The organism is Aeromonas sp. s1(2024), from assembly GCF_040908005.1.
Classification (GTDB): domain Bacteria; phylum Pseudomonadota; class Gammaproteobacteria; order Enterobacterales; family Aeromonadaceae; genus Aeromonas; species Aeromonas caviae.
Map to the genome: position 1 here is coordinate 122,671 of NZ_JBFOCW010000005.1, position 18,857 is coordinate 141,527.

Consider the following 18,857-nt stretch of genomic DNA (forward strand, 5'->3'; position numbering starts at 1 on the left):
CACCTTCTCCCAGAGGGAGCAGGATCTATGACTCTTTTCAGGACACTCTCTATGGCCCACATACCACAAGTCAGAATTCCGGCCACCTACCTTCGCGGCGGCACCAGCAAGGGAGTCTTCTTTCGCTTATCTGACCTGCCCGAGCGCTGCCAGCAGCCGGGCCCGGCACGGGATGCCTTCTTCCTGCGGGTCATCGGCAGCCCCGATCCCTACGGCGCCCACATGGACGGCATGGGGGGGGCCACCTCCTCCACAGCCAAGTGCGTGATCCTCTCCAAAAGCCAGCAACCCGATCACGATGTGGACTACCTCTACGGCCAGGTCGCCATCGACAAGGCATTCGTGGACTGGAGCGGCAACTGCGGCAACCTCTCCACCGGCGCCGGGGCCTTCGCCATCCACGCCGGCCTGGTGGACCCGTCCCGCATCCCGGAGCACGGCACCTGCGAGGTGCGGATCTGGCAGGCCAATATCGGCAAGACCATCCTCGCCCACGTGCCGGTGACGAACGGCCAGGTGCAGGAGACAGGCGATTTCGAGCTGGACGGCGTCACTTTCCCCGCCGCCGAGATCGTGCTGGAGTTTCTCGACCCGTCCGACGAGGGTGAGGAGGGCGGCGCCCTCTTCCCCACCGGCAATCTGGTGGACGATCTGGAGGTACCCGCGTCTGTTGTAAAGAGCGGCGTACTGAAAGCCACCCTGATCAGCGCAGGCATCCCCACGGTGTTCGTCAACGCCGAGGACATCGGTTATGAGGGCACCGAGCTGCGCGAGGCGATCAATACAGATCCGCAAGCGCTCGCCCGTTTCGAGGCGATCCGGGTTGCCGGTGCCCTGCGCATGGGGCTCATCAAGCGCCCCGAAGAGGCGGCCACTCGCCAGCACACCCCGAAAATTGCCTTCGTCGCACCCGCCAAGGATTACCGCACCGCCAGCGGCAAGGAGATTATTGCTGGCGAGATCGATCTGCTGGTGCGGGCCCTCTCCATGGGCAAGCTGCACCACGCCATGATGGGCACCTGCGCCGTGGCCATCGGCACGGCGGCGGCCATTCCCGGCACCCTCGTCAATCTGGCCGCCGGGGGCGGCGAGCGCGAAGCGGTGCGCTTTGGTCACCCCTCCGGCACCCTGAGAGTCGGAGCCCAGGCAGAGCAGGTAGCGGGACAGTGGACGGTCACCAAAGCGGTGATGTCCCGCTCCGCCCGCATCCTGATGGAAGGCTGGGTGCGGGTCCCTGGAGATGCCTTCTAGCCCGCTGCGGCATCACACCGACCAGGCCAGCCAGACGAAAAGAGCCCCAAGGCGACTGCCTCAGGGCTCTTTTTTGGATGTTTCAGGCTGTGAAAATCACATCATCATTGCGGTCTTGCCACACACTCCACCTTTCTTGGCACATTGTGCTTCGCGTCCCCGCCGATGAGCCGCTTGACCTGCCCGGGTGGGCAGCGACCGTCATCCACATAGGCGGTCTCCCCAAGGGGCAGCCTGCCTGGGGGCGGATCCTGACTCAGAAAGGTGACGGGAATGGGCGCAGGCGCAAACCCACTGCACCCCGACATCAGGAGTACGCCGCACCACAGAGCCAGCATGCCTCCCCTCTTTCCTGCAACCGCCATCGCTCACTCCCTGCCTCTGTCGGGGCACCGACCCGGCGCCCCTCGTTTCGGCAGTCTACCCAGGGATGGCGCCGGACCGACACCCGTCTCCGGCGCCGTTGTGACGATTCCAGACACAGGCAAAAATATCGGCTTTTCACGGCTTCGACCCGTAGTAGTGGGCCAGCAGGGCATCGGCCTCGTCCACGGGGATCGCCATCTGCGGCCAGCGCGCGGCCTTCTCCCTGATGTCCCGCAGGCTCCCCAGCTCCGGGCGCAGTGCGCTGCCGAGGTGGCGGTTCAGGGCATCAAAGCGGGCGATCACCCCCTGTCGGCTGAAGTGCCCGGGCGCCAGATCCAGCCGGTAGCCCTGAAACAGCCACTGGAGTCCCTGATAGACGGCGGGGTGGTAGACGCTGTGATGATCCTCCTCCTCGAAGTAGCGGCTGGTGACGTGCAGGTTTGTGCCGGGAGCCCCCACTACCTGCCGCGCAAACTGCTGCAGGCGATCCCGGTGAAACGCCGAGCGCCCGAATCCCGGGGTGAAGGGGTTGTTGGCCACCGCCATAAACAGCGAGGAGGCGTGCTTGAGCGGCCCGGTCAACTCCGACGCGATACGCTCGTAATTGCGGGGGTAATCGAACCAGAGGCTGGCGTCGATGGCGATCACCCCCTGGAACTGGCCGCCGTCTTGCGCCTGTGCATCGAGTGCCAGCAGCCCGCCGAGGGAGTGGCCCACTAGCAGGGCCGGCGCCTGGGTCCGAAACCTCTCCTCGATGAGGGGGCGCAGCTCCTCACTCAGATAGCGCAGGAACCGGTGCCCGCCCCCCGTCACGGCATAGCCGGGCCCCGCCGGTGCCCCATTTGGCAAGGTCATGGTGTGGCTCGGGGTGTAATCCCGCATCCGGTCGGTGTTGTGGACCGCGACGATGATGAGGGGGGGAATCGCCGGATTGAGCCCGGCCCGCAGGGCCCGGGTGATGCCGACAACCTCCAGCAGGCTCTTCTCCCCGTCGAGCAGATAGAGCACGGGGAACCGAGCCCCGGGCTCGCGTTCATATTCCTGGGGCAGGGAGACGCTGTATTGCCGCGTCTCCCCCAGCAGGGCCGAATGGTGGGTGAAGCGCTGGGCGTAGTGGAGCATGTCTGCCTGGGCAGAAGAGAGTGTGATCATGGTGAGCAGCAGGGTGATGAGTCTTGTCATGAGATGAACCAGGATTGTGTCGCCAGCCTTGGGGATCCCCCGTAGGGCGGCGCACAGAGACGACAGCAGGGCCCGCAGGCCCTGCTGTCGTCGGTCGTTACAGCTTGTAGGTGAAGCCTGCCATCAGGTTCGCCGGCTCGCCGTACATGTTGAAGGTGCTGGTGGAGCCGACCCGGTAGAAGTACTCCCGGTCGAGCAGGTTGTAGAGGTTCAGGGTCGCCTGCATTCTGTCGTTGATCTCGTAACGCACCGCCGCATCGAACAGGGCATAGCCCCCCTGATGGGTCTCGACCCCCTTCTGGTTGAAGCCGTAGTCGCTCACCGCCGTCATTCCTGCCCCGAGGTGCAGCCCCTGCACCCAGTCGGCCAGGTGGTAGTCGGTCCAGAGCGAGAGGGTGTGACGGGGGATGGTGTCGAATTTCGGGTTGTGATCCCCGGCCTTCTCCTCGATGTCGGTGAAGGTATAGCCGGCCATCACCATCCAGTTCTGGCTGAGATAGCCGCTCGCCTCCAGCTCCACCCCTTGCGTCTCCACCTTGCCGGTAGCCCAGTAGGTGTTGGTGATGGCAATGCCCTGATCGTCGTAGGCCTGGGCCGCGATGTTGTCGTCCTTCATCAGGAAGAGGGTCGCCCGGGTGTTGAGCAGGCCGTCACGCAGCGAGGACTTGATGCCGGTTTCCCACTGGCTGCCCTCCCGGGGCTTGAGCAGGTTGCCGCTCTCGTCCTGGCTGGTCTGGGGCTTGAACACCTTGGAGTAGCTGGCATACCAGGCGTGTGCGTCGCTCAGGTCATAGACGGCCCCCGCGTAGGGGGTGAGCTTGCCGTTGAACGCACTGGACTCGCCGCTCTGGGCTCCGGAACTCAGGGTCGTGCTGACGGCATCCAGATCGTACCAGGAGACGCGGGCCCCGGTGATCACCGCCAGCGGCTCCATCAGCCGCCAGGTCACTTTGCCATACAGACCGAGCTCCGACTGCTCCTCATGGTCATTCTTGGTGTAGCTGTAGTCCGGCTTGGCGACCCGGGTCGGGTCGAAATCGAACACATTGATCTTGCCGAGGTTGCGGTTGGTGTAGGTCTGGATGTCCGACTCGTAGCGCTTGTAGTCGGAGCCCAGCACAAACTCGCTCTTGTGCCCCAACAGATCGAACATCTGACTGTAGTTGGCATCGAAGGCCATGTTCTTCTGCTGGTTCCCCTGACCGTTGAACATCAGCCCGGTGTTGCCCGCCGCGTCCACGGGGCCGTTGGTGAAGGTCTGCTCCAGCCGCATGTCGTGATCCATGTAGCGGGCCGAGACCTGACCCACCCCGCCGTTGGCAAAGGCGTGTTGCAGCGAGGCCCCCACATCCGTGGTGTCGGCGTCGAAGAAGTCTTCAGCCGACCCCAGGTAGGTGCTGCGGCCGATGTCGAGCAGGGAGCCGTCCTTGTATGCCGGCAGGCCGTTGGTGGGCAGGATGTCCTTGGTCTGGTGCAGGGCGTAGACGGAGAGGCGGGTGCGATCCGAGAGATCGAACTCCAGGGTGCCGTAGTAGGTACCGTTGTCGTTGTTGTTGTAGTCCACCTGGTTCTTGATGTCGGCGTTGGCCACCACGACGCGGCCGCGCAGGGAACCCTCGTCGTTGAGTGCGCCCCCCATGTCCGCCTCTAGGTAATGCCTGTCCCAGCTACCATAGCGCGCCGTGACCGAGCCCTTGAAAGCGTCGGTCGGACGCTTGAGCACCATGTTGATCACGCCCCCCAGCTCGCTGGTGCTGTTGAAGAGGCCGGAGGGGCCCCGCATGATCTCCACCCGATCCACCGCCGCCAGCGACGGCAGGGTGCCGTACTTGCTCTGCATGGGCGATGGCAGGCCGTTGAGGTTCACCTCGTCGTATTCATAGCCACGGGAGAAGATGGAAGAGCGACCGCTGTCGTTGACCAGGGTGCGCAGACCCGGCGTGAACTTGGCCAGATCGTCCACCGCCACGAAGTTGCGCTCCTCGATGTAGTCGTTGGTCAACACGGTGATCGACTGGGGGATGTCTTTGAGGGCCGCCGGCGTCTTGGTGCCGACGGTGGCCGAGTCGACCCCATAGCCTCCCGTCTCCTCCGACGGCGACATCCCGTAGAGTGGATTGCCATAGACGACCAGGGTTTCGTCCGGCTTGATGTCCGGTGTGTGTGCCCCTGCCGGGGCGGCAACGGTGACGGCCAGAGCGGCAGAGATGGCCAGAGCCAGCGGGCTTCGCGCTTTATCCTTCAAGACAACCATAGTAAGAGTGACCCCAAGATAGAGATGATAATCATTTTCATTTGATTTTCCGGGGGCTAATATATCACTCCATCTTCCGCCGCAGTTTTGCGGTGTGGTCATTTCACTCTTCGACATGGTCAAATTGCACATGACTGACACAGTGGCAAGGGACACCAGCGCACGCCAACGGGGGCGCTTCACCGGCAGGGTGGAGAACCTGGTGATCCAGGAGGGTCTTCGCTTTCACAACAAGGACATCGTTCACAAGGCAGACTTCGCCACCGAGCGGGAGTTGCCGCCGCAGTTGATCATCGCCATTCCCCTCGAGAGCCGGGCCCTGATGACCTATGGCGCCACTCACAGGCTCAAGGGGTGCCGCTTCCACGAGTCCGACCCCATAGTGGCAACCGCCATCCTCTATACCGAGCCCGACATCGTGCAGGGGGCGGCCAAAGCCCAGGTGCGCAGCCGCAGCATCGTCCTTTCCCTGGACCACACCTGGCTCGCCCACAATCTGGCACAGGCGCATCGCAAGGCTTTCGCACAGACCTTCAGCCGCCATCTGAGCCGCGTCGACTGGACCCTGCCCGCTGCCCTTGGACAGATTGCGGAAGCGCTCAATCTCACCAGCAGCCAGAACGCCTCCGAGATGCTGATGCGCAAGGCCTTTGCCCTCAGTGTCTGGGAGAGCCTGATGACCCACCTCCAGCAGGCCGCCTCCCCCTGCTGCCAGCGCCAGAACGAGCAACCGACGCGCCTCAAGATGCTGCTCAGGGATGAAAAAGTGGACGAGATGACCCTGACCGAGATCGCGGCCACCCTCGGCATGAGCGTCTCCACCTTGCAGCGGGCCGCAAAAAAAGAGCTGGGCATGAGCCTGCAGCGCTACCTTCGCCAGCGAAAGCTGCAAGAAGCGCGGGCCAGGCTGGAGGCGCGCAGCCTCTCTCTGCAAGGGGCCGCCGCCTACGCCGGCTATGACCATGTGGCCAATTTCATTACGGCGTTTAGAAAGCAGTTCGGCTTCTCGCCGACGCGGATCGCCAGACAGGGTAAAGAACAGGAGCAGGCGCCCTCTGCAACGCCTTGAGCCTCCTTGTTCATGCGCAATACATCTTTGCTCTGGGATAGTAGGCACCACGCAGGTGGGGTGGCGCTTGAAATCAGCGCTCGTCATCCACACATTCAGTGCATACAATGCGTTAACGAAGCACAAATGGTCGCTTCACCCCGGAAATCAAGAGGACATCAAGATGGATACCCGTTCTATCTACACTGGCACCCAGGGTGCCGTGCGCGACACCAACAAGGTGCTGCGCAACACCTACATGCTGCTCTCCCTCACTCTTGGCTTCTCAGCCGTGGTAGCCGGGGTAGCAACCGTCATGAACATGCCGCCCCTGCACTGGGCCGTGTTCCTCATCGGTGTCTACGGCCTGATGTTCCTGACCGAGAAGAACCGTGACAACGGCATGGGGCTGGTGTTCACCTTCGCCCTGACCGGCCTGCTGGGCTATAGCCTCGGCCCCATCATCAACATGTACATGAACAACGGCGGCGGCGAGATCGTGATGACGGCGCTGGGCGGTACTGCGCTCACCTTCTTCGGCCTGTCTGCCTATGCCCTGACCACCAAGCGGGATCTTTCCTTCCTCGGCGGCATGCTGTTCGTCGGGTTCTGGGTACTGCTGGTAGCCATGGTTGCCAATATCTTCCTGCAGATGAGCGCCCTGAGCCTGGCCCTGTCCGCCATGTTCATGCTCTTCTCCTCCGGCGCCATCCTGCTCACCACCCAGCAGATCGTGCGCGGCGGCGAGACCAACTACATCTCTGCCACCGTCACTCTGTATGTCTCCATCTACAACATCTTCCTGAGCCTGCTGAGCCTGCTTGGCGGCAACCGCAACTGATGGATGCTTAAGATGCACAAGACCCCGCTTCGGCGGGGTTTTTATTGGCGCCCATTTCTGTCAGGATAAGTTGCAAATCAAGGATATGAAGCGAAGTGGCCCTGATCCAAATCAGGGCCGTTTCGTTATCGACAGGTTATGCTGTCGCTTTCGTTTCGCTCAAGGGTTGCCTTCATCCCATGCCCATGGACTTCTCAGGTTTATTGCGCCGTCTGCTGACCGACAGCCACATCTATTTCGCCCTCAAGGTCCTGCTCGCCATCGCGGGGCTGCTCGCCTTCGCGCTGGCTACCGGTGACATCCAGCTCACCGTGCTGCTCTCCCTCGGGGTGGTGGCCGGCGCCATCGCCGAGACCGACGACAGCCTCTGGGGCCGGGTCAAGAACCTCGCCATGACCCTGCTCTGCTTCCTGTTTGCCTCATTGTGCGTACAGTATCTCTTCCCCACCCCCTGGCTCTTTGCCATCGGGCTCGCGGGCTCCACCTTTATCTTCGTCATGGTGGGTGCCCTCGGCCAACGCTACGCCACCATCAGCTTTGGTTCCCTGCTGATTGCCATCTACACCATGCTGGGGGCCGCCAAGGCGCCGGATCTCTTCTATCAGCCGCTGGCCCTGTGCGCCGGGGCCCTCTGGTACGGCCTGGTGTCCCTGGTCTGGCTCTGGCTGCTGCCCTACAAGACCCTGCACGAGCAACTGGCCCAGAGCTACTTCGCCCTCGCCCGCTACTTGCAGGAGAAATCCCGCTTCTTCCCGGCCGACGAACACGGCGCCCAGGCCATCCGCCACAATCTGGCCCAGCTCAACATCAACCTGGTCAATGCCCTGAACCAGGCCAAGACGGCGCTCAATGCCCGTCTTCATGCCCCCGGCCGCCACGGGGTTGCCCCCGAGCTCGCGGGCCTGCTGCGCCTATACCTGCTTGCCCTGGAGATCCAGGAGCGGGCCACCTCCAGCCACTACCCCTACAGCAAGCTGGAAGCGGAGCTCAAGCAGGGCATCGTCCTCGACGGCTTCCAGGAGGTGCTGTCACAGCTTGCCGACGCCTGTCAGCAGCTTGGCTACGCCATCCTGGTGCACAAGCCCTACACCCACCACAAACGCATTCACTGGACCCTGGAGGCCCTCGGCGATCAGCTGGAGTTCACCCACCTCAAGCAGCACTACCCCAAGACCCTGCTGACACCGATGAAGTTCCTGCGTCGCAACCTGGCCAGCATCAACCAGTTGCTGCAAAGCGCCGAAGAGCTGCAAAACCCCGCCGCGCCGCCCACCAGCCTGCCTCCCCTGGCACGGCCGGTCGCCCTGCCCCTGCTGGCATTGCTCAGGCAGCACCTGACCCCGAACTCCATGGTGTTTCGCCATGCCCTGCGGCTCTCCCTCGGGCTGGTAGTGGGCTATGGCATTCTGCAGGCGTTTCACCTGGACAAGGGGTACTGGATCCTGCTCACCGTATTGTTCGTCTGCCAGCCGAGCTACAGCGCCACCCGCCGTCGTCTGGTGCAGCGGATGCTCGGCACCTTTGCCGGTATCCTCATCGGCGTGCCCGTGCTCTGGTTCTTCCCCGAGCTGCACCTGCAACTGGGGATCATGGGGCTTGCCGCCTTCCTGTTCTTCACCCAGGTACGCAGCAACTACAGCGCCGCCGTCTGCTTCATCACCCTCTACGTGCTGATGGCGTTCAACCTGCTGGATGGCATCGGCTTCGCCATCCTCGGGCCCCGGCTGCTCGATACCCTGCTCGGCTGCCTGCTCTCCTACGCCCTGGTGGCCTGGCTCTGGCCCGACTGGCAATACAAGCGGTTGCCGACCCTTATCGCCAACTCCCTGTCCGCCAATGCGAAGTACCTCTCGGCGGTACTCGCCAGCCTGCATCGCCAACGGGATGAATCCCTGGACTACCGGGTGGCCCGCAAGTGTGCCCACCTCGCCGACAGCGAGCTGGCCATGGCCTGGCAGAGCATGCTGGTGGAGCCGAGCAAACGCCGCCGCTTCCTGGATCTCTGTTTCACTCTCACCTGGCGCAACCATGCCCTGCTCTCCTATATCTCGGCGCTCGGGGCCCATCGCGACAAACTCGAGCCCATCGAGGGGCTGGAGGAGATAAGCCGCCACATCAGCCAGACCCTGGAGCAGGCCGCCGATCACCTGGCGGGGCAGATGCCGACGCCGCTCACGGGAGCCTGTCCGACCATCGCTCCGGAGAGCAGCGAGGAGCAGCTGATGCTGAGCCAGCAGCTCACCCTCATCAGCCAGTTGGCAGACGAGCTGTTGATGCTGGCCAACGACGGCCAGCTGCTGACAGGTCAGGGCGAACCTAGCCGGACATAGCCGCCGGGCCTGTCCCGCCCGAGGCAGGCGCCAAGCGCCGCCCCGGTTGCCGGACGGGACGCAAGGCGCTACCATGCCCGCCCCATTGAGATAGCCTTTTCGAGGAAGCGTCATGTCCGAGGCACATCATTTGCAGTTCAACGGCCAACTCATCGAGACCGATGCCCAGGGCTATCTGCGCCACAGCGAGCAATGGAGCGAGGCGCTGGCCCTGGTGCTGGCCGAAAAAGAGGGGATAGTGCTGGAGGATCCCCACTGGGAAGTGGTGCGTTTCGTGCGGGCCTTCTATCTGGAGTTCAACACCTCCCCCGCCATCCGCGCCCTGGTCAAGGCAATGGAAAAGCAGTACGGCCCGGAGAAGGGCAACAGCCGCTACCTCTACAAGTTGTTCCCGGAAGGCCCCGCCAAGCAGGCTACCAAGATCGCAGGCCTCCCCAAGCCGGTGAAGTGCATCTAGTCCTCCTCGGCAGCCCGATAGCCCGATAGCCACACTGCCTCCCCCGTGTTGGACACAAAAAAAGACCGCGCCCATGTTGCCATGAGGCGCGGTCTTTTCATTTCATCGTCCTGTCAGGGGTTGTAGGCCACCACGGAGCCGCTCAAGCCCGTCATCTGGCTGATCCGGCTCTGCATGCCCTGCAACTTGGCCTTGGAGACATCCGGCCCGATGAAGACCCGGTTGATCTGCCCCTGCACCGGGGTTCTCGGCGACGTCTGGGCCGAGTAGCCCGCCGCCCTCAGCTTGCTCACCAGGGCATTGACGCTGTCTGCATTCTTGAAGGCGCCAAGCTGCAGTATCCAGCTCCCCTGAGCCGGGGCTGCTGCCGGTGCCGTAGTCGGCTGGGCCATCTTGCTCGCGATGAGATCATCCATGGTCTTGATCTGGCCCGCCTGTGGCTTGGCCTCCACCGGTTTTTGCACCTCTACCGGCTTGGTTGGCACCGGCTTGGGTTTGGGCTGCTCCACCGGTTTCTTGGCGATCACTTCCGGCTTGGGCTCGGGTTTGGGCTGGGGCTTGGGTTGCGCCACGGCCTGTACCGGCTGCTGCTGGGTGATGGGAGCCTGACTGGCTCCCGCTGGATTGGCTCCCCCCTGATTGGCCAGGGTCACGGTATCGCCAATCTCCTCTACCTGCCACTGGGTCGCGGCAGAGGCCTGCTGCTGACTCGCCAGATGCTCGGCCGGCAGGGTGCTCGCCGCCGAGACCTGAAGCGCAGGTTTGGCGGGCTCGAGCTCCGGACGCAGGGGGATCTTGGCGAAGGCCTCGTCCTTCTGCTCCAGCTTGTTGCCGTCCATCAGGTCCGGCAGAAAGATGACCACCAGGGCGACCAGGATGACGGTCCCCACCAATCTGTTTTGAAACTTCGAAGCCAAGTTAATTTCCACCCATGTTACTTAGGATCCATTGCAATCTTGCACACTTCGCAAAGAACGCCTCCCCTCACGCCGGCTGGCGAAGCCGGGTCCCTCGCCACCCACTTGGCCTGAAAGGGGATTATCCAGTGCAAAACCCGGCCCGTCGTCACGTTGACGGAGCCAGGGGAGCGAACGGCTCAGACCGAGCCCAGAGCCAGCACGTCGGCGACAGTGTAAAACGAGCCGAACACAATGACCATATCGTCAGGACTCGATGCGGCCAAGGCGGCGCCGTAGGCATCCCCCACGCTGGCAAAGGTGAGCGCCGCGCCCCGGCCGCTGCCAAGGGCCGTCGCCAACTGGTCGGCCGTGGCCGCGCGCGGGCCGTGGAGGCTTGCCAGGAACCACTCGTCAATCAGACCGTCAAGCTCGGCCAGCGACCCCGCCATGTCCTTGTCCTTGAGCATGCCAACCACGGCGCGGCGCCTGCCCTTGCCGGGGAGCAGGCGCAACTGGCTGGCGAGATAGGCCGCAGAGTGGGGATTGTGGGCCACGTCGACGATGACCAGCGGCGAGGTTTGCAACTGCTGCATCCGGCCAGCCAGGCGGGCATTGGTCAGGCCGTCGCGGATGGCGGACTCCGCCAATGGCAGACCGAGGGACTCCAGGGCCGCCAGCACGGTGACCGCATTCATCAGCGGCAGGGCCGGTTTGGGCAATCCCGACCAGTGGTGCAGGCCGTGATAATCCCAGTCACCTTCATGCTCGTCACCACGAAAATCGATGCCGACCTGACGCAAGCAGGCGCCGAGGCGCGCCGCTTCGCTTGCGATGGTCGACGGCGGATTGGGCTCCCCGCTGATGGCGGGTTTACCTTTGCGATAGACGCCAGCCTTCTCCACCGCCACCGCCTCCCGGGTATCCCCGAGCCAGTCGCAGTGATCCAGGGCAATGGAGGTGATCAGGGCGACGTCCGATTCCACTACATTGGTGGCATCAAGCCGCCCCCCCAGCCCCACTTCCAGCAAGAGCACATCGGGCGCGGCGCGGCGAAACAGCCACAGACCGGCCAGGGTGGCGAACTCGAAGAAGGTGAGGGCGATGTCGCCCCGGGCGGCTTCCACCTCGGCAAAGGCCGCGCAGTGATCGCCATCGGCCAGCTCCTGGCCATTGACGCGCACCCGCTCGGTAAAGCGCAGCAGATGGGGGGAGGAGTAGACACCGACCCGGTAGCCGGCGGCCATCAGGATGCTGGCCGCCATGGCGCAGGAGGAGCCCTTGCCGTTGGTGCCCGCCACCGTGATCACCTTGAACGGCAGTTCGGTGAGGCCCATGCGGCGGGCAACCGTGCCGACCCGCTCCAGCCCCATGTCGATGTTGGCCGGGTGGATCTGCTCCAAATAAGAAAGCCAGTCGACCAGCGACCGGCTTTGGGATTGTTGCATGTGTGAACTCATCTTCAGTCTTCGATGACCTGAGTGTTCATCAGCTTGGCCAGCAGACCGGCCAGACGGTTGCGCATTTCGCGCCTGTCGATGATGAGATCGATGGCACCCTTCTCCAGCAGGAACTCGGAGCGCTGGAAGCCTTCCGGCAGTTTCTCGCGCACGGTCTGCTCAATGACGCGGGGGCCGGCAAAGCCGATCAGAGCCTTGGGTTCGCCTACGTTGATGTCACCCAGCATGGCCAGACTCGCGGAGACGCCACCCATGGTGGGGTCGGTCAGCACGGAGATGAAGGGCAGGCCCGCCTTGGTGAGGCGATCTAGGGCCGCACTGGTCTTCGCCATCTGCATCAGGGAGAACAGGGCTTCCTGCATCCGCGCACCACCGGAGGTGGAGAAGCAGACCAGGCCGCGGCCTTCCTTGATGCTCTCCTCGACGGCGCGCACGAAGCGGGCACCGACCACAGAGGACATGGAGCCCCCGATGAAGGAGAACTCGAATGAACAGGCGACGACCGGTACCCCCTTAAGGGTCCCCTTCATCACCACCAGCGCATCCTTCTCGCCCGTCTCTTTCTGGGCGGCAGACAAACGATCCTTGTAGCGCTTGGAATCCTTGAATTTCAGGATGTCTTGCGGCTCCAGCTCGGCCGCGACTTCGCTGCGTCCCTCGGCGTCGAGGAAGCTCTCGAGACGGGCACGTGCGCTGATGCGCATATGATGGTCACACTTGGGGCACACTTCGAGATTGCGCTCCAGCTCTGCCCGGTAGAGCACCTGTTCGCAAGCAGTACACTTGGTCCACACCCCTTCCGGAATGTTGTGACGACGCGGTGTGGTGATCTTGCTCTTGGGAAGGATCTTCTCAAGCCAGCTCATGGAATTCCTTAATGCATTTGTGCCTGACAAAACACATCGAGCCTTGATTGTTCAATGACTTAACGGCTCGATGGCAATAAACGACGGATCATTAAACCACAAATTTTCGGGCCCAGTTACTAAAAACTGGTCGTACCCGGTGCCGAGTCCGGCAGCCACAGCGGGCCGAGGGGCGGCCGGGGCAACCCGAATTCGGCCGGGTAATCCACATCCACCAGATAGAGGCCGCCCGCCTTGGCGGTCGGGCCCGCCAGGTTGCGATCCTTCGCCGCCAGCACCTCGGCAATCCACTCCACCGGTTGAAGCCCCTGCCCCACCAGCAGCAGGGAGCCGGTGATGTTGCGCACCATGTGATGCAGGAAGGCGTTGGCCTTGATGTCGAGCACGATGTAGGGGCCGGAACGGCTGACACACAGGTGGGTCACATTGCGCCAGGGGGTGTTGGACTGACAGGCGACAGCCCGGAAGGTGCTGAAGTCGTGCTCCCCCAGCAGGCTCTGGCCCGCCTGGTGCATCAGCGTCGCGTCTATGGTTTCGTGGTAGTGACTAACGCCACTGCCGAGGATGGCCGGGCGGTAGTTGTGGTTGTAGATGACGTAACGGTAGCGACGGGCGGTGGCGCTGAAGCGGGCATGGAAATGCTCGTCCACCTCCCTGACCCAGCGCACGGCGATGTCAGGGGGCAGGTTGGAGTTGAGCCCCAGGGTCCAGGCGCCTTCTGCGCGGTTCGACTCGGTATCGAAGTGGATCACCTGGCCGGTGGCATGCACCCCCGCATCGGTGCGACCGGCACACTGGATGGAGACGGGGTGGTTGGCGATGCGGCTGAGGGCTTTTTCCAGTTCCTCCTGGACGCTGATCACTTCGCGCTGGCGCTGCCAGCCGAAGTACCGGCTGCCGTCATATTCAATACCAAGGGCAATTCGCATGGGTAACGGTGTCTTCTGATGAAAGGATGCAGTGAAAGAAACGGGGCGGATTATACGCGCTCGAGCTCAAAAGTCCCAGACCGGGCGAGGCCGCGGTGCGGGGCCCCCAAAGCGAGAGGGCAGCCCGCGGGCTGCCCTCTCTGGTGCATGGATGACAAGGGCCTGCCTAGCCCAGGCGTTTGAGCAGCTTCTGCGCCTCGCTGCGCTGGTGCTCGCTGCCCTGGGCCACCGCCTCTTCCAGCAGCTCGCGGGCGCTCTCCTTGTCGTCGATCTCGAGGTAAGCCCGGGCCAGATCCAGCTTGGCCCCCACCCCGCCGTCATCGGCATCCACATCAAAGCCGTTGGACTCCGGCAGCACCTCGGGGAAACCGTCCAGCCCCACATCCAGGGAGAAGCCCTGATAGGGTTCCTGCTCCGTGCTGCTGGCATCGGCATCGGCCAGCAGCTTGTCGATTTCAACGAAGTCGCTGTCTTGCACCTGCTCGCGGGGTTTCACCTCCCCCTGATGGGACTCCACCTCGGCGAAGGCATCCTCGAAGTCCGCCAGGGCCAGCTCGCTGGGATCCCACTCGGACGCCGCCGGCTTGGTGGGCTCCAGCCCGAGCTCGGCCAGCATGTCGTCCACATCGTCCTTGCCAAACCCCGTCTCGTCGATGTGCGGCGCCTTGGCGGCAAGCTCATCGTCGGTCGGCTCGCCAAACCTGGTCTCTAGATCGCTCAGATCGAAGTTGGCCAGTGTCTCGTCACGCTGGCTGCGGCTCTCCTCCTGGGCCTGGGCCAGATCCGCTTCCAGATCCGCGTCCAGCTCGGCAAACAGGGCGGCCTGCAGCTCCTCCTCGGTCATGATCTCGTCATGACCACGAGCAGAGGAGCTGGGCTCGTCGGAGAGATCGAGTTCCGGCACCACGGGTAGATCGAAGTCACCCTCGTGGGCCAGATCCAGCTCGGGCACCAGATCCGGATCCCGGTTCGCCGTCGTCACCGCAGGCTCCACATCAAAAGCGGAGAGCGCCGTCTCGTCATCCCGGAAGATGACATCGGCGGCAGCACTGGCGCCATCTTGCTTCCTGATCACTTCCGGCTCGTTGAGATCCGGCATGCCATGGAGGGGCTCGTCATCCGCGATGCCCACCGTCATCAACTGCTCAAACTCGCTGTTCTCGTCTCCCATGACCATGGAGGTCGACTCGGAGAGGCTCTTCTCCTGCTCTTCCAGCTCGCGGCGGGCACGAGCACGCAGCCAGAGCGTGACCAGGGCAAGCACCAGGAGTACCGGCAGCAGGATGATCATGGCGAGATTGAGCGGCGAAGAGAGCAGCTCCATCAACCAGCCCTGTTTGGGCACCGGCGCCACCACGGGAGGCGTCGGATTGGCCTTGAGTTCCGCCACCTCTTTTTGCAGGGCGGTCTGATCCTGCAACTGGGCCTTGAGGGTCTCCACCTCTTCGGTCAGGGCTTGCAGGCGCAGCTTGAGCCTGTGGTTCATCTCGGTGACCTGGCCGAGCTGGGCGTTGGCATCTTCCAGGGCCAGCGCCATCTCGGTGGAGGGTTTGCCCACCGCAGTGGCGGGCAGGGGCGCCGGCGCCGTGCTGGCGGCGCTGCTCGCAGCAGCGCTCACCACCACGGGGGTGGAGACAGCCGCCTTGGCGGTCTCCTTCACCTCGGGGGCAGGAGCCGTCGCCTTGGGTGCCGCCGGGATCGGCGCCGCCTTGGGCGGTGTATTCTTGGCCACCACAGCCGGCTTGGCCGGAGCAGGCTTGCTCACCACCGGCTGGGCGACGTGGGATTGCTTGTTGGCCAGGTATTTGGGGCTCAGCCCCTTCCAGCTCGCGTTGTCGCTGTTGAAGCGACGGCGTGCTTCGGCATCCGTGATGCGCCCCGCCTCTGCGACGGTGGGCAGCAGGATGTGGGACCCCACCAGAATATGGTTGATGTTGCCGTCTGCGAAGCTTCGGGGGTTTTTGTCATAGATGGCCACCATGGTCTGGTAGACGCTTACCCGGTTGGACGGGCGATGCTTGCTCGCCAGACTCCAGAGGGTATCGGTGGGACGCACGGGACCATAACTGCCAGCCGACGCAGCAGGCACCTGACGCACGATGGGCTGGGCTCTGGGCAGGGTGACGGGCGCCACGGGCTGGGCCCGGGGCTCTGGTTGCACCGCGGGGGGCGGTGAGCCATCCGGTCCCTTGAGTTCGACAAAGAAGGGTTCTCGCGCCCCCTCTTCGGCCTGAACCGTGCCCAGAAGCCCCAATGCGAGTAGCGTTGCCAGCGTTATGCGGGAATGTCCCATATTCGTTCCTTCGTATGACGGCCCTATCACATTGAAAAATCTGGATAGTTACCCCAAAACAATCGGCTCAATATAAATCAGGCGCCGGTCTCAAGCCAGCGATCCGACATATTTCGCGCCCGGCGGCGACCAGAAAGCAGCCCCAGACGCGAACCAGAGTGTAGAAAAAAACCTAGTCCACTGATATCACACGGTATTCCAAAAACCGGAGAGTGGGTTCCCGGTCACATCCCGGGGCCAGGGCGCCCACATCAAGGCGGGGTTCCCTCCCCGCCCGGGGCCGACATCCGGCCTCAGAGGTAGTCGCGTACCAGCAGTTCTGCAATCTGCACGCTGTTGGTCGCCGCGCCCTTACGAACGTTATCGGCCACGATCCACATATTGATACCACTCGGATGAGAAATATCCTGGCGCACCCGCCCGACCATCACATCATCCTGGCCGGTGGCATCGCGTACCGGGGTCGGGTAGTCCCCTTCATCATCAAACAGGGTCACCCCCGGGGCATTGCGCAGCAGCTCTTTCACCTGTTCGGCGTCCAGCGGCTGATGCAGCTCCACATGGACCGCCTCGGCGTGACCGTAGAACACCGGTACCCGCACGCAGGTGGGGTTCACGGCGATGCTGGCATCCCCCAGGATTTTCTGGGTCTCCCACACCATCTTCATCTCTTCCCGGGTGTAGCCGTTGTCGGTGAAGGCATCGATCTGCGGGATCAGGTTGAAGGCGATCTGCTGCGGATAGAGGGTCGGCTCCACCGGACGGCCGTTGAGCAGGTGGGCGGTCTGGCCCGCCAGCTCGCTCACCCCTTCCTTGCCGGAGCCGGAGACGGATTGGTAGGTCACCACGTTGATGCGACTGATGCCCACCTCGTCGTGCAGGGGCTTGAGCGCCACCAGCATCTGGATGGTAGAGCAGTTGGGGTTGGCGATGATGTTGCGGTTGCGAAAATCGGCCAGCGCGTCCGGGTTCACTTCCGGAATGACCAGGGGAATGTCCTCGTCGTAGCGGAAGCAGGAGGTGTTGTCGATGACGATGCAGCCGTGCTCGGCGGCGATGGGCGCCCATTTGGCCGAGACCTCGGCACCGGCGGAGAAGAGTGCGATCTCCACCTGGCTCCAGTCAAAGACCTCCACATCAAGGATGTCGACGTTCTTGCCGCCAAAACGCACCGTGTCCCCAGCGCTGCGACTGGAGGCGAGCGGATAGAGGGTCGCTACCGGGAAGGCGCGCTCCTCCAGGATCTCGATCATGGCCTGACCCACGGCGCCGCTGGCACCTAATACCGCTACGTTGAATTGCTGACTCACTGATCTGTTCTCCTGTGATGCGGCCCGTCGGGGCCGGGGGGAGGCGCCGCCTGGGCAAGCCCCTCCCCTTGTTGAAATCGGGTTTATTGCTCCGAGACGGCAAAGCCCAGTCGGGCCAGTCTGTCGTCGGCGAAGGGCCCTTTCAGTTGCAGGGCGCCCAATTCGCGCCGCTCGGGGTAGCGCTTGCGCTGCTCATCGAAGCTGCCGGGCAGCCCGATCCGGTTGCGAAAACGGGCGTCGTCACGGCGCACGTCATAAACAAGGTGGACAAGCTGCTTGATGAGCGCCTGATCCGCCGGCTGCCCCGGCGTCAGCTCGCGCACCTCGGGGGCAGGCAGCAGGGATTGCAGATCCTGGCGTGGGGTGCGCCCCAGTTGCCGGCACAGCGCCTCATAGAGCATCCAGGTGCCACGGGCCTTGCCTTCCAGGCTGTAACCGGCGATGTGCGGGGTGGCCAGCTCGGTATGGGGCACCAGTTCATTGAGGGGCTCCGGCTCTCCTTCCCACACGTCCATCACCAGTCGCAGGGGATGGGGCCCCTGCTGGCGGACAAGCAGCGCCCGGTTGTCCCACACCTCGCCGCGGGATGCGTTGATGAGGATCTGCCCGGCCGGACGCTCGGCGATCTCCTCGGCTCCCAGCAGGTGGAAGGTGGCCTCATCCCCTTCACGAAGATAGGGGACATGGAAGCTGACGATGTCGGCATCCAGGGCAGTGCGGTAATCCACGAAGTCGCCAGCGGCGCCGCTACGGGCCAGGGGCGGGTCGCAGCGCAGCACCTTCATCCCGAGCGCCTCGGCCTTGCCGGCCACGCTCTCGCCGGTGTTGCCGGCACCGATGACGGCGAGGCTCATCTCGCTCAAGGTCAGCTCATGGCGTTCCGCCAGAACCAGCAGGGCGGAGAGCACGTAGTCCCCCACCGACACCTTGTTGCAGCCGGGGGCGCTGAAGAAGGGGATGCCCCGCGCCGCCAGCAGCCCCTGATCGATGTGATCCGTACCGATGGTGGCCGTGCCGACAAACCCCAGTCTGGGGCAACTCGCCAGGAGCGCTTCGTTGACCCGGGTCACGGAGCGCACCAGCAGCACATCCGCCTCTTGCAGATCCGCGGCCTTTATTTCTCGTCCCGGCAGGGGAACCACTTCACCAAATTCCGCAAACAGCTCCACCGCATGGGGCATATTTTCATCAACGACGATCTTCATCGGCACGCATCTCGTCCACCAGGGCCACAGGCGCGCCATTCTAGCCCAAACGCGACGGATTTTCAGAGGCTTGTTGGCAGACCGCTCTGCGGCCATCTTTCCGCCTCCCGGCTTCAGGTGCGGGCACGATGCCCGGCAGCATCATATGTAACAGCCTGTTGCCCTCGCC

At 63.5% G+C, this 18,857-nt stretch carries 15 protein-coding genes; 5 read left to right on the plus strand and 10 right to left on the minus strand.

Going from position 1 to position 18,857, the window contains the following annotated elements; translation table 11 throughout:
- The first annotated feature begins 51 nt into the window (after positions 1-51).
- Positions 52-1,251: a 2-methylaconitate cis-trans isomerase PrpF gene (gene prpF, locus AB5Y70_RS01745; protein ID WP_368175911.1), complete on the plus strand. Its 1,200-nt coding sequence runs from the start codon at positions 52-54 to the stop codon at positions 1,249-1,251.
- 104 nt (positions 1,252-1,355) lie between these two features.
- Here the strand turns inward: prpF and AB5Y70_RS01750 are convergent, their stop codons facing one another.
- From AB5Y70_RS01750 to AB5Y70_RS01760, 3 genes are all read right to left on the minus strand, one after another.
- Positions 1,356-1,616 carry a DUF6719 family protein gene (locus AB5Y70_RS01750; protein WP_103260326.1) on the minus strand — a complete coding sequence of 87 codons (261 nt, stop codon included), beginning with the start codon at positions 1,614-1,616 and terminating at the stop codon, positions 1,356-1,358.
- Positions 1,617-1,752: 136 nt separating this feature from the next.
- Positions 1,753-2,799, minus strand: a complete 1,047-nt coding sequence (locus AB5Y70_RS01755) for an alpha/beta hydrolase (protein WP_010675131.1) — start codon at positions 2,797-2,799, stop codon at positions 1,753-1,755.
- 97 nt (positions 2,800-2,896) lie between these two features.
- A complete protein-coding gene (locus AB5Y70_RS01760; RefSeq protein ID WP_010675132.1) occupies positions 2,897-5,044 on the minus strand; it encodes a TonB-dependent siderophore receptor in 2,148 nt (715 codons plus the stop codon).
- A gap of 139 nt (positions 5,045-5,183) precedes the next feature.
- On the opposite strand from AB5Y70_RS01760, the gene AB5Y70_RS01765 reads away from it, so the two are divergent.
- The 4 genes from AB5Y70_RS01765 to AB5Y70_RS01780 all read left to right on the plus strand — a co-directional run bounded on the left by AB5Y70_RS01765 (position 5,184) and on the right by AB5Y70_RS01780 (position 9,729).
- Positions 5,184-6,122 (plus strand): helix-turn-helix transcriptional regulator, encoded by a 939-nt coding sequence (locus tag AB5Y70_RS01765; RefSeq protein ID WP_041201640.1) that lies wholly within the window; start codon positions 5,184-5,186, stop codon positions 6,120-6,122.
- A gap of 163 nt (positions 6,123-6,285) precedes the next feature.
- On the plus strand, positions 6,286-6,942 hold the full coding sequence (locus tag AB5Y70_RS01770; RefSeq protein WP_010675134.1) for a Bax inhibitor-1/YccA family protein: 657 nt from the start codon (positions 6,286-6,288) through the stop codon (positions 6,940-6,942).
- A gap of 179 nt (positions 6,943-7,121) precedes the next feature.
- The gene (gene yccS / locus AB5Y70_RS01775; RefSeq protein WP_029314726.1) at positions 7,122-9,272 is read left to right on the plus strand and encodes a YccS family putative transporter; all 2,151 of its coding nucleotides are present in this window, start codon (positions 7,122-7,124) and stop codon (positions 9,270-9,272) included.
- Between the two features lie 112 nt (positions 9,273-9,384).
- Entirely contained in the window at positions 9,385-9,729 is a 345-nt protein-coding gene (locus AB5Y70_RS01780) for a TusE/DsrC/DsvC family sulfur relay protein (RefSeq protein ID WP_029314727.1), read from the plus strand.
- A 113-nt stretch (positions 9,730-9,842) separates the two neighbouring features.
- Here the strand turns inward: AB5Y70_RS01780 and dedD are convergent, their stop codons facing one another.
- The 7 genes from dedD to AB5Y70_RS01815 form a co-directional block, all read right to left on the minus strand.
- Complete coding sequence (dedD, locus tag AB5Y70_RS01785; RefSeq protein WP_029314728.1) at positions 9,843-10,646, minus strand: cell division protein DedD; 804 nt, start codon at positions 10,644-10,646, stop codon at positions 9,843-9,845.
- A gap of 179 nt (positions 10,647-10,825) precedes the next feature.
- Positions 10,826-12,085, minus strand: coding sequence for a bifunctional tetrahydrofolate synthase/dihydrofolate synthase (gene folC / locus AB5Y70_RS01790; protein ID WP_029314729.1), 1,260 nt, complete (start codon positions 12,083-12,085; stop codon positions 10,826-10,828).
- Positions 12,086-12,087: 2 nt separating this feature from the next.
- Positions 12,088-12,951, minus strand: a complete 864-nt coding sequence (gene accD / locus AB5Y70_RS01795) for an acetyl-CoA carboxylase, carboxyltransferase subunit beta (RefSeq protein ID WP_010675139.1) — start codon at positions 12,949-12,951, stop codon at positions 12,088-12,090.
- A 119-nt stretch (positions 12,952-13,070) separates the two neighbouring features.
- Positions 13,071-13,880: a tRNA pseudouridine(38-40) synthase TruA gene (truA, locus tag AB5Y70_RS01800; protein WP_048207918.1), complete on the minus strand. Its 810-nt coding sequence runs from the start codon at positions 13,878-13,880 to the stop codon at positions 13,071-13,073.
- Positions 13,881-14,046: 166 nt separating this feature from the next.
- Positions 14,047-16,173, minus strand: coding sequence for a FimV/HubP family polar landmark protein (locus AB5Y70_RS01805; RefSeq protein ID WP_111896425.1), 2,127 nt, complete (start codon positions 16,171-16,173; stop codon positions 14,047-14,049).
- Between the two features lie 293 nt (positions 16,174-16,466).
- Positions 16,467-17,483 carry an aspartate-semialdehyde dehydrogenase gene (locus AB5Y70_RS01810; protein WP_109422279.1) on the minus strand — a complete coding sequence of 339 codons (1,017 nt, stop codon included), beginning with the start codon at positions 17,481-17,483 and terminating at the stop codon, positions 16,467-16,469.
- A gap of 83 nt (positions 17,484-17,566) precedes the next feature.
- On the minus strand, positions 17,567-18,688 hold the full coding sequence (locus AB5Y70_RS01815; protein WP_103858298.1) for a 4-phosphoerythronate dehydrogenase: 1,122 nt from the start codon (positions 18,686-18,688) through the stop codon (positions 17,567-17,569).
- Positions 18,689-18,857: the final 169 nt, after the last annotated feature.